A 13,286-nucleotide genomic window follows, 5' to 3' on the forward strand; every position below is an offset into this window, starting at 1 on the left:
TGGTGGCGGGTACGTCCTTCGGCCGGCGGGCGCCCTTGTTCAGCTCGCCCATGGAGATGAACAGCGTGCGGATCATCGCCGCCGCTTCCGTCGAGCGCAGGATATGGGCGAAGTACCGGCTCTCGACCCGCAGGGCGAGGTCCATCGGCAGCTGCAGGCCCTCGTAGACCGAGGCCAGGATCGCCTTCGCGGCCGGGTAATTGTCGTGGGTCTCGCGGCGGTAGATCGCGTTGGCCGGCGGCCAGATCATCATGCCGGCGGGCGAGTAGACCTTGCCGGACGGCGCCTTGAACTTCGGCACGTCCCAGGGGGCGACCGCGGAGCCGCCCTCGCGGATCCAGGCCTTGGCGCGCTCGACGATCTCGGCCTGCGGCGCCACCGCGTGGATCAGGCCCATGCCCTTGGCCATCGGCGCGCGGATCTGCTCGCCCTTGAACAGCATCTGGAGCGCGTCGCCGGTCTGCATCAGCCGGGCGACCCGTTGGGTGCCGCCGCCGCCCGGGAACAGACCGACCTTGATCTCCGGCAGCCCGACCCGCGTCTTCGCATCATCGGAGGCGACCCGGTGGTGGCAGGACAGGGCCAGCTCGAAGGCGCCGCCCAGGCACAGGCCCTGGATCGCCGCGGCGAACGGCTTGCCGCAGGTCTCGAGCCGGCGGAACAGCAGTGAGAGGCGCCGCGACGCCTCGAAGAAGTGGCGCATGGCCACCTCCTCGCCCTGCTCGGCCTTCAGCTGCTCGTAGGCCCGGCCGAGCCCCTGCAGCATCGTGAGGTCGGCGCCGCCGGAGAAATTGTCCTTGCCGGTGGCGATGACGCAGCCCTCGATCGCGGCGTCCGAGGCGACCTGCTCGATGATCTGCTCGAGCTGATCCATCACCCCTTCGGTGATCACGTTCATCGACCGGCCGGGCATATCCCAGGTCGCCACCGCAATACCGTCGGCGTCGGTCTCGAAGCGGAAATCCGTCAGCGTCATGGTGCCGTCCTCCCAAAGTCTCGCCGTCTAAATGCCGAGGCTTTTACGTTAAGGTTGCATTGAGTGCTGAGGCGCATGATCCGCTGGTCGGGGGGAACCGACGGGACCGCTCTATGACGAAGGACAAAGGCTGTCGCGCCTGTCGCGACGGTGCCGCCCTCGATTTCGACTTCACGATGGCGTTCCAGCCGATCGTCGATGTCGGGTCCGGACATGTCTGGGCCTACGAGGCGCTGGTGCGCGGGCCCAACGGCGAGCCGGCCGGCACGATCCTCGACCGGGTCACCGACGCGACGCGCTATCAGTTCGACCAGGCGGCGCGCGTGAAGGCGATCGAGCTGGCCGGGCGCCTCTTGCCGCGCGACAGCGATACGCGCCTGTCGATCAATTTCATGCCGAACGCGGTCTACGAGCCGAATGCCTGCATCCGCGCCTCGCTGGAGGCCGCACGGCGCGTGGACTTCTCCTACCGGCGCATCATGTTCGAGTTCACCGAACAGGAGCGGTTCCAGGACATCGAGCATGTGAAGCGGATCGTGGCCGCCTATCGCCAGCAGGGCTTCCTGACGGCGCTCGACGATTTCGGCGCCGGCTTCGCAGGGCTCAACCTGCTGGCGAATTTCCGGCCCGATCTCATCAAGATCGACATGGAGCTCGTGCGCAGCATTGATACCGACTCGGGACGGCACGCGATCGTTGCGGGCATCATCGCGATCGCCCGCGCCCTCGGGGTCACCGTTCTGGCCGAGGGCATCGAGACCGCGTCGGAACGCGATGCCCTGCGCGGGCTCGGGATCACGCTCATGCAGGGCTATCACTTCGCCAAGCCTCAGCTCGAAGCGCTGCCCGAGGTGGAGGGGTTCACACCCCGGGCGGCCGCGCGCGCGGCCTGAAGCCAGCCCATCGCGCGCGGGGGACGGCACCGGCTACTTCGGCGCCGGGGCGGGCGGAGCCGCCGGCGGCGGGACCGGCGGCGCGCCGGTCTTGGGCGCGTTGTCGGTGGCTGCGGCCACCGCCAGCATGTTGAGCAGCTTCGTCACCGAGTTCTGTGAGATCGCGGTCACCGCGGAGTTGGGATCGGCGTTCATGGTCTGGAACTTGAGGTAGGTCGGATCGGAATAGATCTCGTCCAGATGCTTCAGCTCCGCGAGCGTGAACTTCTGGGCGTATTCCTTCGACAGGCCTTCGATCATGAGGCCGCGCTGCTTCTCGAACTCGTCGGAGAGCTCCTTGCGGACGGCCTCGGCGCGCGATTCCGGCATCGGCGCCACGGTCTTCTCCAGGGCGACGTTGAAGCCGGTCTGCAGGTTCTTGATCAGGGTCTTGTTCACGAGCGAGGTCGCCTCGGCGACGCGGTCGGACGCCTCGTCGGCACGTGCGGCGAGCGGCAGGCTCAGGGAGACGCCCAGGCAGAGCGTCGCGATCAGGCGGTTCAAGGGCTCGACTCCCAATGTTTTATCGTCCGGACCCGATTTGGGCCGACCGTCGCCCGCGCCTCTAGCAGCGTTCCCGGGCTTTGGGGAGCGGCCGTGTTCCGCCCCCGCGCCGCACCCCCGCTCAGATGCGCTCGATGATCGTGGCGGTGCCCATCCCGGCACCGATGCAGAGCGTGACCAGCGCCCGCTCCTTGCCGGTGCGCTCCAGCTCGTCGAGCACCGTCCCGAGGATCATCGCGCCGGTGGCGCCGAGGGGATGGCCCAGGGCGATCGCGCCGCCGGTGACGTTGACGACCTCCGGATCGAGATCGAAGGCCTGGCAGAAGCGCAGGACCACCGCCGCGAAGGCCTCGTTCACCTCGAACAGGTCGATGTCGGACAGGCTCAGCCCGGACCGGTCCAGGACCTTTCGGGTCACGTCCACCGGGCCGGTCAGCATCAGGGCGGGGTCCGAGCCGATATTGGCGAACGCCCGGATCCGCGCCCGCGGCCGCAGCCCTGCCGCGTCGCCGGCGGCCTTCGAGCCGACCAGCACCGCGGCGGCGCCATCGACGATGCCCGACGAGTTGCCAGCATGGTGGACGTGGTTGACCGTCTCGACATCCGGATGCGCATCCGTCGCAACGGCATCGAACCCGCCCATCTGCCCCATCTGGACGAAGGAAGCCTTCAGCGCGGCGAGCGACTGCATGTCGGTGCCCGGCCGCATATGCTCGTCGCGGTCGAGCAGCGTGATACCGTTCACGTCGCGCACCGGGACCACCGAGCCGCCGAACAGCCCGTCCGCCCAGGACTTGGCCGAGCGCGCCTGCGAACGCACCGCGTAGGCGTCGCAATCGTCCCGCGAGAAGCCGTACTTGGTGGCGATTAGGTCGGCCGAGACGCCCTGCGGCATGAAATACGACTTGATGGCGATCGCCGGATCGACCGGCCAGGCGCCGCCCGAGGCGCCGATCCCGATCCGGCTCATGGATTCGACGCCGCCGCCCACCGCCATCGCATGCTGGCCGCTCATCACCTGCGCGGCGGCGAAATTCACCGCGTCGAGGCCCGAGGCGCAGAAGCGATTGATCTGGACGCCCGGAACATGGTCGCCGTAATCGGCGACCAGGGCGGCGGCGCGGGCGATGTCGCCGCCGGCCTCGCCCACCGGGTCGACGCAGCCGAGGATGACGTCATCGACGAGCGCCGTATCGAGGCCGTTGCGGTCCTTGAGCGCCCGCAGGGCCGTTTCGGCCAGGCGCAAAGCCGTCACCTCATGCAGCGCGCCGTCCGCCTTTCCACGGCCGCGCGGCGTGCGGACGTGATCGTAGATGAAGGCTTCGGGCATCGGCGTTCCCCAGCGTGTTCTTGCCTCTTGGCGACGCGGCCTTAACGGGTCGATTCGCTGAGCGCCAGTCTGCCACGGCGGGGGCGCCTCAGACCATCCCGGTCCGCCGCGAAACGGTCAGCCTGCAGCCCCGTGAAACAGAAGCGCGCCCGATCGGGGTTCGATCGGGCGCGCTCGGGAGGACGGTTGACGGGCGGCCCGGGGCCTGTCCGGGATCCTAGTCCTGCAGCATGCGCTTCAGGAGCTCGACCTCATCGCCGAGAACCGCGTCCTCGCCGATCTGCTTCTCGATCTTGCGGACCGCGTGCAGCACGGTCGTGTGGTCGCGCCCGCCGAACCGGCGGCCGATCTCGGGCAGCGAGCGCAGGGTCAGCACCTTCGACAGGTACATCGCGATCTGGCGTGGCTTGACCACCGCAGCGGTGCGCCGCTCCGACAGGATGTCCGAGCGCGAGACGTTGTAGCGCGAGGCGACCAGCTTCTGGATATCCTCGATCTTGATGCGCTTCGGCTCGCGGTTCTTCACGAGGTCACGGATCGCGCTCTCGGCGGTCTCCATGGTCACGGCCGTGCCGGTGAGCGTGGCATGGGCCAGGAGGCGGTTGACCGCCCCTTCGAGGTCGCGGCCGTTGGCGGTGATCGCCCGGGCCACGTAGGTCGCGACCTGCGGCGACACGTCGAAGCCCGGATGGGCCGCCCGCACCGCGGCGAGACGAGCCGACAGGATCGAGACCCGCAGGGCTTCGTCGAGGGCGGTGATCTCGACCACGAGGCCGCCGCCTAGGCGCGAGCGGACGCGCTCGTCCAGCGCCTCAAGCTCGGTCGGCGGCCGGTCCGAGGCGACGACGACCTGGCGGCCGGCATCGATCAGCGCGTTGATGGTGTGGCCGAACTCGGCCTGGATCGACTTGCCCTGGATGAACTGGACGTCGTCCAGGATCAGCAGGTCGATGCCGCGCAGCCGCTCCTTGTAGGCCAACGCCGACTGGGTCTTCAGGGCGTTGACGAAGCCGTACATGAACCGGTCGGCGGTCAGGTAGATCACCCGGCGGCCGGCTTCGCGGGCGGCGTGGCCGATCCCGTGCAGCAGGTGGGTCTTGCCCAGGCCGACGCCGGCATGGAGGTAAAGCGGGTTGTAGAGGGCGCCCTCGCCCTGGTGCCGGGCGACCCGCTCGGCGGCGGCATGGGCCAGCGCGTTCGAGCGGCCGATGACGAAGCTCGCGAAGGTCAGACGCGCATCGAGCGGCGTGCCGCTGAGGTCACCCCCGGCATCGGCGGAGCGATGTTCCGACGGCGTCGCGACCGCCGCCACGGGGGCCGGCGTTCCGGTCGCGTGGAGCCGGGCGAGCGGACCGCTGGCCGGGCCGGCCTTCGGGGCACCGATCGCCGCCGGACGAACCGGGGCGGCGGTGCCGCGCACCCCGACCTCGATCCGGGCGATCTCCTCGGCCTCGGCCTTGAAGGTACCCAGCACCCGGTCGAGGTAATGCGATTCGATCCAGCTCTTGAGGAAGCGCGTCGGCACGGTCAGCCGTGCCGTGCCGCCCGCCACGCCCTCGAGTTCCAGACGGGCGAACCAGCTGGCGAACACGTCCTCACCGAGCTCGGCGCGCAGCCGCCGCTTCACCCGCGCCCAAGCGGATCCGAAATCCGTGTTGCCGCCGCCGCGGCCGCCCTCGTCGTCGCTCGCCACCGTTCCGTCGACACGCATCACTGGCTCTCCCGACGCCGCCGACGGAAACCCGCAGGCAGCGCGTACGCACGATTTACGCCCTCAGCGTCCCGCATGACCGGGCGGGACAGACTCCGTTGGCGGAGTCAACTCCCCACCAAGGAACTTTTGCCGATTGGAAGAGCCTATCAACAATTACCTACAGTTCCTTTAACAGTGGGACTTGTGGGGACGGCCCAGATTCCCAACCGCAAGTGTTTCCTGACCCAACCAAGCCGCTTGCTAGAGTCTTGGCGAATCGGATTGATTCGCTCTCGTCCCGATATCGGCAGTTTTTGCTTGAACCCAGTTAGTTTCTGTTAAGCTACACGCCGCCCCTAGACTCTGCAACGCGCGAAATTCTGGTCTAGGGTTAACGCTTCGCGAGGCCGGCGCATCCGGATCGGAAACGGGCCTCTGGAAAGCGCGCACGAAAAAGCCCGGCGCGAAGGCCGGGCTTCATCTCGTCCAGTGATGCGGTGGCGGCTTAGGCGGCCAACGCCTTCACCCGGGCGGCCAGGCGCGAGACCTTCCGCGAGGCGTTGTTCTTATGGACGATGCCGTGCTGGGCAGCGCGCATCATCTCGGGCTCGGCGGCGCGCAGGGCAGCCAGCGCGTCCTGCTGGTTGCCGGTGGCGATCGCCTCTTCGACCTTGCGGACGAAGGTGCGCATGCGGGAGCGGCGCGAGCGGTTGATCGCCGTACGCTTGGCGATCTTGCGGGTCATTTTCTTGGCCGAAGCGGTGTTGGCCATGGAGTCCTCGTTCTCTTCGTCGGGCGATGCCGACGGGCCGGCTCAGCCGGAAATCGGTCGTCGCATCAGGTTGTCAGGCGATGGCCGAGACGCAGCGCGCGCGAAAGCGCGGCCCCTCGGCGAAGCGGCCTCTATAGTTAGCGCGATGCGGCGCGTCAACGCGGGCGAAGCTTCAAGACTACCCGGCAGCCTATAAATGGCCGTGCCGCGCTCGAAGGGCTTCCGTCGGCGAACGATCACTCCGGCCAGCGCAACGCCGCCGCCGCCGCCAGCGTGCCGACCACGGCGGCGATCAGGGTCAGCGCCGCTAATACCGCCAGCGGGACCAGGAACGGCACCGTTCCGCCCGTCGCCGCCTGGGCGGCCGAGACGCCGAAGATCAGGCTCGGAATCATCAGCGGCAGGACCAGGACGGCGAGAATCAGCCCGCCCCGGCGAATCGAGGCGGTCAGCGCCGCTCCGACTGCGCCGATGAAGCTGAGCGCCGGGGTTCCGGCGAGCAGGGTCAGCGCCGTAGCGCCCATGGCAGTGCCGTCGAGGGCTACAAGCAGGCCGAAGAGCGGTGAGGCGAGCGCCAGGGGCAACCCGGTGGTCAGCCAATGTGCTGTGACCTTGGCGAGCACGATGCCCTCGAGCGGCACCGGGGCGGCACTCATCAGGTCGAGGGAGCCGTCCTCCTCGTCGGCCTGGAACAGGCGGTCGAGGCCGATCAGGGTCGAGAGCACCGCGGCGAGCCAGAGGATCGCCGGGCCGATCCGCGACAGCAGGTTGAGGTCGGGCCCCAGCGCAAACGGCACCAGGGCGACGATCATCAAGAAGAATACCAGCGAAAGGGCGCCGGAGCCGCCGACCCGTCCGGCCAGGCGTAGGTCTCGGGCGATGAGGGCGAAGATCGCACCGGTCACGCCCAATCCTCCATGGGCTCGGGCTCCGGGGCGACGGAGGCCTCGATGCGCAACTCCGCTGCCCCGTCGAGGCCGAGCGCCTGATGGGTCGCGGCGATCACGAGGCCACCATCGGCCCGATGCGCGGCCATCAGGTCGGCCAGCAAAGCCTGCGAGGCGGTGTCGAGGGCGGCGGTCGGCTCGTCGAGGAGCCAGAGGGGGCGGTGGCAGACCAGCAGTCGCGCCAGAGCGACCCGCCGCCTCTGGCCGGCGGAGAGGTAGCCGACCGGGAGGTCGTGGGCGTGTCCGAGGCCGAGCCGTTCCAGCGCATCCCGGGGCGACAGGCGCGGCGCGCCGAGGAGCCTTTGCGCGAAGAGCAGGTTCTCCCCGGCGGTGAGCGCGCTTTTGAGCCCGTCGCGATGGCCGACGACGTGGAGGCATTCCGGCAGGCTCGCCTCGCCGACCTCGGCCAGGTCGATACGTCCGGCATCGGGCCGCAGCCGGCCCGACAGGATCGCGAGCAGGCTCGATTTCCCGGCGCCGTTCCGCCCGGTCACCGTCAGGGCATCCCCCGGCCCGAGGGCGAAGGTCAAGCCGGAGAAGATGCGGCGCCCTGAGCGGCGGCAGGCGAGATTGTCCACGCTGAGCCGCACCCTATACCCCGCCCTCTCGCCAACCCGCGGCGCCTCCATGCCTGATTGCCACGCGCAACGGAACCGTGCCGTCACGCTCCAACTTTCCTCACGATACGGAGGCTCCGATGAACGAGGCGAGACACCCGAGCGAGGCCGACGTCGCCGCGACGGCGGATGCGGTCGCGGGAAGGGCCCTGGTCGAGGCACGGGTGGCGCAATGCACGCTCGAGGAGCAGGCGGCGTTCTGGGAGGCCGTCGGCCGCTGCTTCGGCGGCGGCACGCCGCCCGACATGCAGGCCGCCGACTGATCAGGACCCTTTCCGCGTCAGGGCCCGCAGCGCGCCGCGGAAGGTGCGGACATCCTGCTCGGTCAGGCTCATGCGGTGGAGCATGTCCCGCATGTTGCGGGCGATGATGTCGCGCTTCTCCGGCGGGTAGAACCGGGCTTCGTCGAGGGCCGCTTCCAGGCTGCCGAACAGGGCCACCAGGGCCTCGCGGGTGGCCGGCGGCGACAGCAGCTCGCCCGAGAACGGCAGGACCGCCCGCCCGCTGGCCTGGCGCCAGGCATAGCCGACCAGCAGCACCGCCTGCGCGAGGTTCAACGACGGAAAGTCCGGTGAGACCGGGAAGGTGATGATCGCGTCGGCGAGCGAGACTTCATCGTTGGTCAGCCCGACCCGCTCGCGGCCGAACATCACCGCGGTGCGCTGCCCCTCCCGGGCGACCAGCTCGCCCATTGCGGCCTCGGGGGCGAAGACCCGCTTCATCTGACCGCGCTCGCGCGCCGTGGTCGCCAGAACGTACTGGAGGTCGCCGATCGCCTCGGCGACGCTGCCATGGATCGTCGCCCGATCGAGCACATGGGTGGCGCCTGAGGCCGCCTCGCGCACCCCCTTCTTGGGCCAGCCGTTCTTGGGGTTGACGAGACGCAGCTCCGAGAGGCCGAAATTCGCCATGGCCCGGGCAGTCATGCCGATATTCTCGGCCAGCTGCGGCTCGACCAGGATGACCACCGGGGCGAGTCCCGGCGGCAGCTCGGTGATCTTCGTCGGCGTCTCGCCGGATGGATCTGGGGTCGTCATGCCGGCCCTCTGGCACAGGGGGCGACCGCCCGTCGAGGGTCGGGTAACGAAGCCGCCCGGATGACAGCCCGCGGCTTCCGCTGCCGAAAGGGCCGCGCTATGTCGCCCGAGCGATACGTACCCGATCGATATTCGGGCAGGCGGCCGCACGGCACTTGCAAACCGTGCGCGGGGACAACGCGAGAAGGCATCGGTCCATGGCGAAGATCAAGGTAGCGAACCCCGTCGTTGAACTCGACGGCGACGAGATGACCCGGATCATCTGGGCCGAGATCAAGAACAAGCTCATCCATCCCTATCTCGACGTCGACCTTGAATATTACGACCTCGGCGTGGAGCACCGCGACGCCACCAACGACAAGGTGACGGTCGATGCCGCCGAGGCGATCAAGCGCCACGGCGTCGGGGTGAAGTGCGCGACCATCACCCCCGACGAGCAGCGGGTGAAGGAGTTCAGCCTCAAGGAGATGTGGCGCTCACCCAACGGCACGATCCGCAACATCCTGGGCGGCGTGATCTTCCGCGAGCCGATCATCTGCAAGAACGTGCCGCGCCTCGTGCCCGGCTGGACCCAGCCCTTCGTGATCGGCCGCCACGCCTACGGCGACCAGTACCGCGCCACCGACTTCAAGGTGCCCGGCAAGGGGCGCCTGACCATCAAGTTCGAGGGCGACGACGGCACCGTCATCGAGAAGGAAGTGTTCAAGTTCCCGGACGCCGGCGTCGCGATGTCGATGTACAACCTCGACCAGTCGATCATCGACTTCGCCCGGGCCTCGCTGAACTACGGCCTGGCCCGCAAATACCCGGTCTACCTGTCGACCAAGAACACCATCCTCAAGGCCTATGACGGCCGGTTCAAGGACCTGTTCCAGAAGGTCTACGAGGAGGAGTTCGAGGCCAAGTTCAAGCCGCTCGGGATCACCTACGAGCACCGCCTGATCGACGACATGGTCGCCTCCTGCCTGAAATGGTCGGGCGGCTACGTCTGGGCCTGCAAGAACTACGACGGCGACGTGCAGTCGGACACCGCCGCGCAGGGCTTCGGTTCGCTCGGCCTGATGACCTCGGTGCTGATGACCCCGGACGGCCAGACCGTCGAGGCCGAGGCCGCCCACGGCACCGTCACGCGCCATTACCGCGAGCACCAGAAGGGCCGCGAGACCTCAACCAACTCGATCGCCTCGATCTTCGCCTGGACCCGCGGCCTGTCGCACCGGGCCAAGCTCGACAACAATGAGGCGCTGGCGAAGTTCTCGGCGACGCTCGAGAAGGTCTGCGTCGACACCGTCGAGGCCGGGCACATGACCAAGGATCTCGCGCTCCTGGTCGGTCCGGACCAGAAGTGGCTCTCGACCACGGGTTTCCTCGACAAGGTCGATCAGAACCTGAAGACCGCGATGGGCGTCTGAACGCCCCTACCCCGTTCGTGTTTGTGCGGCGGGCGCCTCGGGGCGCCCGCCGTTTTCATGTCGATCCACTCCCCGGCGACGCTGCGGCCTACAAGGACGGCGGTGACCGGACTGAAGGCCATGAGGCCAGCCCGGACCGCGCCCCCGGGCCAACGAGCCAGACGGCGATAACGGCGCCCCTGAGCAGCGTAAGCGGCACCTGTCCGCCGGTGGCTCTGACGCCGATCGGGGCGATCGGCCTCGGACCGGAATTGATCAGCGTGGCCCCACTGAATGAGACCGCGCCAATTGCGGCGCACGATCAGGCTTCGGCGCGGTGATCCGGCGCGCAATTCTCGGCGAGGGCTTTGCCGACCTCGATCAGCAGCAGGTCGATGGCCGCCCGCATCAGCGGATCGCCGACCGAATCGATGAGGTCGCGCACCGAGAGGCACTGCGCCGCAAGGGCGTCCAGCGGGGTATCGTTCATGTCGGGGTTTCTCATCACGCGGCCAGGTAAGCCGGCTCGGATACGAGGACGGACCGGCTATCGCCGTGGACTGTGCGCAGCCGCGCCAGGGTGCGGTCGTCGAAGGCGGCGGTCGCCGCCATGATCTCCTCGCCGCCGATCTGGATCGGCAGGCCGAGCGGCTGGGCGCGGAAATGCAGCTGAATGACGTGGATCATGTACAGGGTCGGCATCTGCAACAGCAGCGCCGTGAGGCCATGTTCCCTGCCCCACTCGACGATGCCGGTGAGCAGCGCGATCGAGACCGGGTTGACCACCCGACCGCGGGCGCGATGCGAGCGGGCGACGCCTTGGCGGGTCCATTCCCAGAGATGCGGCCCCACCGGGCGCTCGCCTTCGCAGAGCTGCGGATAGACATCCGATAGGAGATGCGGTCGCGTGGTCGGCAGGAGGCGGCTGTAGCCGATGACGGTGTCGCCCTCCATGGCGAGGAAATGCACCGCGTGCGGCGTATCGAACTGGTCGATCTCCCGCCCGTCCGGCCGGGCGAGATCGGTCCAGCCCTTTTCCTCGACGAAGATCTGGTGCCGCAGGCGCCAAGCCTGCTCCATCGCGTCGCCGTAGCGATGCGCGTTGGCTGGGGTGACCACATGGATCATGAAACAACCTCACGTCTCTATGCCGTGAGTGTCTCGCCTTCGCGGTCGCGTGTGTACTACGTGAAACCGTAGGGTTGCGTGCAGCGCGCAGGCTCGATGCAACCGTGAATTTCGATCGCGAATCGAGGTCGAGCCGACGGAGCGGCGCGAACTCTACGTTATGAGGCCGGCCCGCAGGGCTTGCGCGACGGTGTGTGCCTTGTTCACCGTGTCGAGCTTCGTGCGGGCCGAGCGCAGGTGGTAATCGACGCCGGACGCGGTGATGCCCATCACCACGCCGATCTCGGCGTCGGTCTTACCCTCCGCGGCCCATTGCAGAGTCTCGCGTTCCCGGGGCGATAGGCGCACCGGCTCACCGGGCACCGGACGGGCGTTCATCAGGAGCAGCTGCCCGACTGCGTAGGTCGCCACCAGATTGACCGCGATGCGGTCGGCCGCCTCTATCTCGATCGCCGCGCCGGAGAAGCTGATACCGCCCGGCTCGCCATCGAGCGTCACGAACGGGATTGTGAGCCCGGCCCGTATGCCGAACTCGCTAGCTTCGTTCATCACGCGACCGGCAACCGGGGTGTCGGGCTGCACGGCACTCCAATCGAATGGGGAGGCTGTAGTGCAGAGCCGGCGAACGGTTGGGTCGTGCAGGGCGTAGCCGCGGGTCACGTAGCGCCGGGCCCATTCCTCGGGCATCGTGCTGGCGAGGACGTAGCCCGCATGGCGGCGCGTCGGCAAATTCGGCTCCGGCACGATGCCGGCCATGACGTAGGAAACCCCGTGGTCCTTGAAGGCGCCGACCAGCAGGCCGGCGATCTCGTGCGGAGTCGCGGCGCGGTCAAGATCACGCAAGATATTGAACGTCCGGTCTAAATGTCTCGAATGCGGCATGTTCGACCCGGGTTTTTGCACGTTGCGCGACAAATCGCAGATCACCACAACCTGAGGATGGCATCTGCGGCGCTTCGGCGATAGGTTGTCGGCGAAATCTCCCCCGTGGCCGAAATCTTTTCGGCCTCAATATGTAACACGGTCGGGTGCGAGCACCGAACCAATGATCGATGATGAAACGCCCCCAACCACGCGCTACCTGCTCGAGCGCATCGCCGAGACGCTGGACGTGCCGCCGTCTTACTTCTTCCGCGTCGACTCGGTCACGGTCGATCCGACCGGACCGAGCGCGGCGCAATGCGAGGAGGCCGCATCCCTGTTCCGGGCCATCAAGTCGCCGACCCGCCGCGGCGCGGTGTTGAAGCTGCTGCGGGAGATGGCGGCCGATTCGTGAGCAGGACCCACAAACCACAGTCGGCTAACGGGTGAGCCGGAAACCGGCGTCACCGAAGATCCGCGCGGCAGTTCAGGCCGAGACCAGCAGGGCGGCGCCGGCCACGCCCGAGAGAACGAGCCGCAACCGGCCGAGCCAGAGGGGCACGAGGCCGCGGCGTGGCAGGTCCTGATCGATCAGGCCCCAGGCCAGAACCAGGGCGCCCAGGACGCGCAGATCCCAAGGCGCGGGCGCGGCCAAGGCCGCCCAGGCAACCAGGGACGGGACGATCGCGATCACGTAATCGCCGTTGCCGGAATTGCGGGCCGCCGCCGCGCCCCAGCGAATGCCGCCTAGAAACGACGCGATCACCGCCCCGTATGCCGAGAGGATCGTCCGCGGCGAGAGACCGATGCTGCTCAAGCCGCCATCGGTGCCCGAGACAGCCAGCGCCGCGAAGCCCAGGAACGGGATCAGGCCGGCCACGCCCAGCACGAGCGCGCTGATCGGGACCGAGTTCCGGTGCGCCATCCATTCTCCGAGCCGCCGCACGAGCAACGGCCACGCCTTCTTCAACGCAGGCGGGTGCCGCCCAGGTCAAGCGTTCCCGCATCGGAGCGGAGCGGTCAAGCTGCGACCAGGGCGGCAAAAGCGAGCATCGTCCCGGGAGGCCGCTGACGGATGTCCGGGAGGATGCTTCGGAT

Annotated in this window: 16 protein-coding genes; 4 read left to right on the top strand and 12 right to left on the bottom strand. The window is 68.4% G+C overall.

From position 1 onward, the window contains the following. The coding region (locus AKJ13_RS08485) for an enoyl-CoA hydratase-related protein (protein WP_200905606.1) at positions 1 to 976 on the bottom strand (976 nt) is incomplete at its 3' end. 113 nt (positions 977 to 1,089) lie between these two features. Here AKJ13_RS08485 and AKJ13_RS08490 point away from each other — a divergent pair. Continuing rightward, positions 1,090 to 1,869 carry an EAL domain-containing protein gene (locus tag AKJ13_RS08490; protein ID WP_050732954.1) on the top strand — a complete coding sequence of 260 codons (780 nt, stop codon included), beginning with the start codon at positions 1,090 to 1,092 and terminating at the stop codon, positions 1,867 to 1,869. 33 nt (positions 1,870 to 1,902) lie between these two features. Here the strand turns inward: AKJ13_RS08490 and AKJ13_RS08495 are convergent, their stop codons facing one another. The 6 genes from AKJ13_RS08495 to ccmA form a co-directional block, all read right to left on the bottom strand. Then, a complete protein-coding gene (locus tag AKJ13_RS08495) occupies positions 1,903 to 2,412 on the bottom strand; it encodes a hypothetical protein (protein ID WP_007561698.1) in 510 nt (169 codons plus the stop codon). A gap of 121 nt (positions 2,413 to 2,533) precedes the next feature. Then, positions 2,534 to 3,742, bottom strand: a complete 1,209-nt coding sequence (locus tag AKJ13_RS08500; protein WP_050732955.1) for an acetyl-CoA C-acetyltransferase — start codon at positions 3,740 to 3,742, stop codon at positions 2,534 to 2,536. A gap of 217 nt (positions 3,743 to 3,959) precedes the next feature. Next, on the bottom strand, positions 3,960 to 5,453 hold the full coding sequence (gene dnaA, locus AKJ13_RS08505) for a chromosomal replication initiator protein DnaA (protein ID WP_050732956.1): 1,494 nt from the start codon (positions 5,451 to 5,453) through the stop codon (positions 3,960 to 3,962). A gap of 487 nt (positions 5,454 to 5,940) precedes the next feature. Continuing rightward, positions 5,941 to 6,207 carry a 30S ribosomal protein S20 gene (rpsT, locus tag AKJ13_RS08510; RefSeq protein ID WP_007561677.1) on the bottom strand — a complete coding sequence of 89 codons (267 nt, stop codon included), beginning with the start codon at positions 6,205 to 6,207 and terminating at the stop codon, positions 5,941 to 5,943. A 236-nt stretch (positions 6,208 to 6,443) separates the two neighbouring features. Beyond that, positions 6,444 to 7,112, bottom strand: coding sequence for a heme exporter protein CcmB (gene ccmB, locus AKJ13_RS08515; protein ID WP_050732957.1), 669 nt, complete (start codon positions 7,110 to 7,112; stop codon positions 6,444 to 6,446). Then, positions 7,109 to 7,744, bottom strand: coding sequence for a heme ABC exporter ATP-binding protein CcmA (gene ccmA / locus AKJ13_RS08520; protein ID WP_050732958.1), 636 nt, complete (start codon positions 7,742 to 7,744; stop codon positions 7,109 to 7,111). Before ccmA ends, ccmB begins: the two co-directional genes overlap by 4 nt. Before the next feature lie 107 nt (positions 7,745 to 7,851). Between ccmA and AKJ13_RS08525 the strand changes: the two genes are divergently transcribed. Beyond that, positions 7,852 to 8,034: a hypothetical protein gene (locus AKJ13_RS08525; RefSeq protein ID WP_050732959.1), complete on the top strand. Its 183-nt coding sequence runs from the start codon at positions 7,852 to 7,854 to the stop codon at positions 8,032 to 8,034. On the opposite strand, the gene AKJ13_RS08530 is transcribed toward AKJ13_RS08525, so the two are convergent. After that, positions 8,035 to 8,808 carry an RNA methyltransferase gene (locus AKJ13_RS08530; RefSeq protein WP_082316893.1) on the bottom strand — a complete coding sequence of 258 codons (774 nt, stop codon included), beginning with the start codon at positions 8,806 to 8,808 and terminating at the stop codon, positions 8,035 to 8,037. Positions 8,809 to 9,005: 197 nt separating this feature from the next. On the opposite strand from AKJ13_RS08530, the gene AKJ13_RS08535 reads away from it, so the two are divergent. Then, positions 9,006 to 10,220, top strand: coding sequence for an NADP-dependent isocitrate dehydrogenase (locus tag AKJ13_RS08535; protein ID WP_050732960.1), 1,215 nt, complete (start codon positions 9,006 to 9,008; stop codon positions 10,218 to 10,220). Positions 10,221 to 10,521: 301 nt separating this feature from the next. Here AKJ13_RS08535 and AKJ13_RS08540 read toward each other — a convergent pair whose 3' ends face one another. The 3 genes from AKJ13_RS08540 to AKJ13_RS08550 form a co-directional block, all read right to left on the bottom strand. After that, positions 10,522 to 10,689, bottom strand: a complete 168-nt coding sequence (locus AKJ13_RS08540) for a hypothetical protein (RefSeq protein ID WP_244471549.1) — start codon at positions 10,687 to 10,689, stop codon at positions 10,522 to 10,524. Between the two features lie 14 nt (positions 10,690 to 10,703). Next, positions 10,704 to 11,327 carry an acyl-homoserine-lactone synthase gene (locus AKJ13_RS08545; protein ID WP_007561654.1) on the bottom strand — a complete coding sequence of 208 codons (624 nt, stop codon included), beginning with the start codon at positions 11,325 to 11,327 and terminating at the stop codon, positions 10,704 to 10,706. 153 nt (positions 11,328 to 11,480) lie between these two features. Next, the gene (locus tag AKJ13_RS08550) at positions 11,481 to 12,170 is read right to left on the bottom strand and encodes an autoinducer binding domain-containing protein (protein ID WP_244471550.1); all 690 of its coding nucleotides are present in this window, start codon (positions 12,168 to 12,170) and stop codon (positions 11,481 to 11,483) included. A gap of 202 nt (positions 12,171 to 12,372) precedes the next feature. Here AKJ13_RS08550 and AKJ13_RS08555 point away from each other — a divergent pair, with 202 nt between their 5' ends. Next, positions 12,373 to 12,603, top strand: a complete 231-nt coding sequence (locus AKJ13_RS08555) for a hypothetical protein (protein ID WP_050732963.1) — start codon at positions 12,373 to 12,375, stop codon at positions 12,601 to 12,603. A gap of 72 nt (positions 12,604 to 12,675) precedes the next feature. On the opposite strand, the gene AKJ13_RS08560 is transcribed toward AKJ13_RS08555, so the two are convergent. Continuing rightward, positions 12,676 to 13,113 carry a DUF3429 domain-containing protein gene (locus AKJ13_RS08560; RefSeq protein ID WP_050732964.1) on the bottom strand — a complete coding sequence of 146 codons (438 nt, stop codon included), beginning with the start codon at positions 13,111 to 13,113 and terminating at the stop codon, positions 12,676 to 12,678. Positions 13,114 to 13,286: the final 173 nt, after the last annotated feature.

Source organism: Methylobacterium sp. ARG-1, assembly GCF_001262595.1.
Classification (GTDB): domain Bacteria; phylum Pseudomonadota; class Alphaproteobacteria; order Rhizobiales; family Beijerinckiaceae; genus Methylobacterium; species Methylobacterium brachiatum.

Coding starts and splice junctions, on each gene's coding strand:
- AKJ13_RS08490 (WP_050732954.1), top strand. CDS start 1,090: ATGACGAAGGACAAAGGCTGTCGCGCCTGTCGCGACGGTGCCGCCCTC.
- AKJ13_RS08500 (WP_050732955.1), bottom strand. CDS start 3,742: ATGCCCGAAGCCTTCATCTACGATCACGTCCGCACGCCGCGCGGCCGT.
- dnaA (WP_050732956.1), bottom strand. CDS start 5,453: ATGCGTGTCGACGGAACGGTGGCGAGCGACGACGAGGGCGGCCGCGGC.
- rpsT (WP_007561677.1), bottom strand. CDS start 6,207: ATGGCCAACACCGCTTCGGCCAAGAAAATGACCCGCAAGATCGCCAAG.
- AKJ13_RS08525 (WP_050732959.1), top strand. CDS start 7,852: ATGAACGAGGCGAGACACCCGAGCGAGGCCGACGTCGCCGCGACGGCG.
- AKJ13_RS08530 (WP_082316893.1), bottom strand. CDS start 8,808: ATGACGACCCCAGATCCATCCGGCGAGACGCCGACGAAGATCACCGAG.
- AKJ13_RS08535 (WP_050732960.1), top strand. CDS start 9,006: ATGGCGAAGATCAAGGTAGCGAACCCCGTCGTTGAACTCGACGGCGAC.
- AKJ13_RS08540 (WP_244471549.1), bottom strand. CDS start 10,689: ATGAACGATACCCCGCTGGACGCCCTTGCGGCGCAGTGCCTCTCGGTG.
- AKJ13_RS08545 (WP_007561654.1), bottom strand. CDS start 11,327: ATGATCCATGTGGTCACCCCAGCCAACGCGCATCGCTACGGCGACGCG.
- AKJ13_RS08555 (WP_050732963.1), top strand. CDS start 12,373: ATGATCGATGATGAAACGCCCCCAACCACGCGCTACCTGCTCGAGCGC.
- AKJ13_RS08560 (WP_050732964.1), bottom strand. CDS start 13,113: ATGGCGCACCGGAACTCGGTCCCGATCAGCGCGCTCGTGCTGGGCGTG.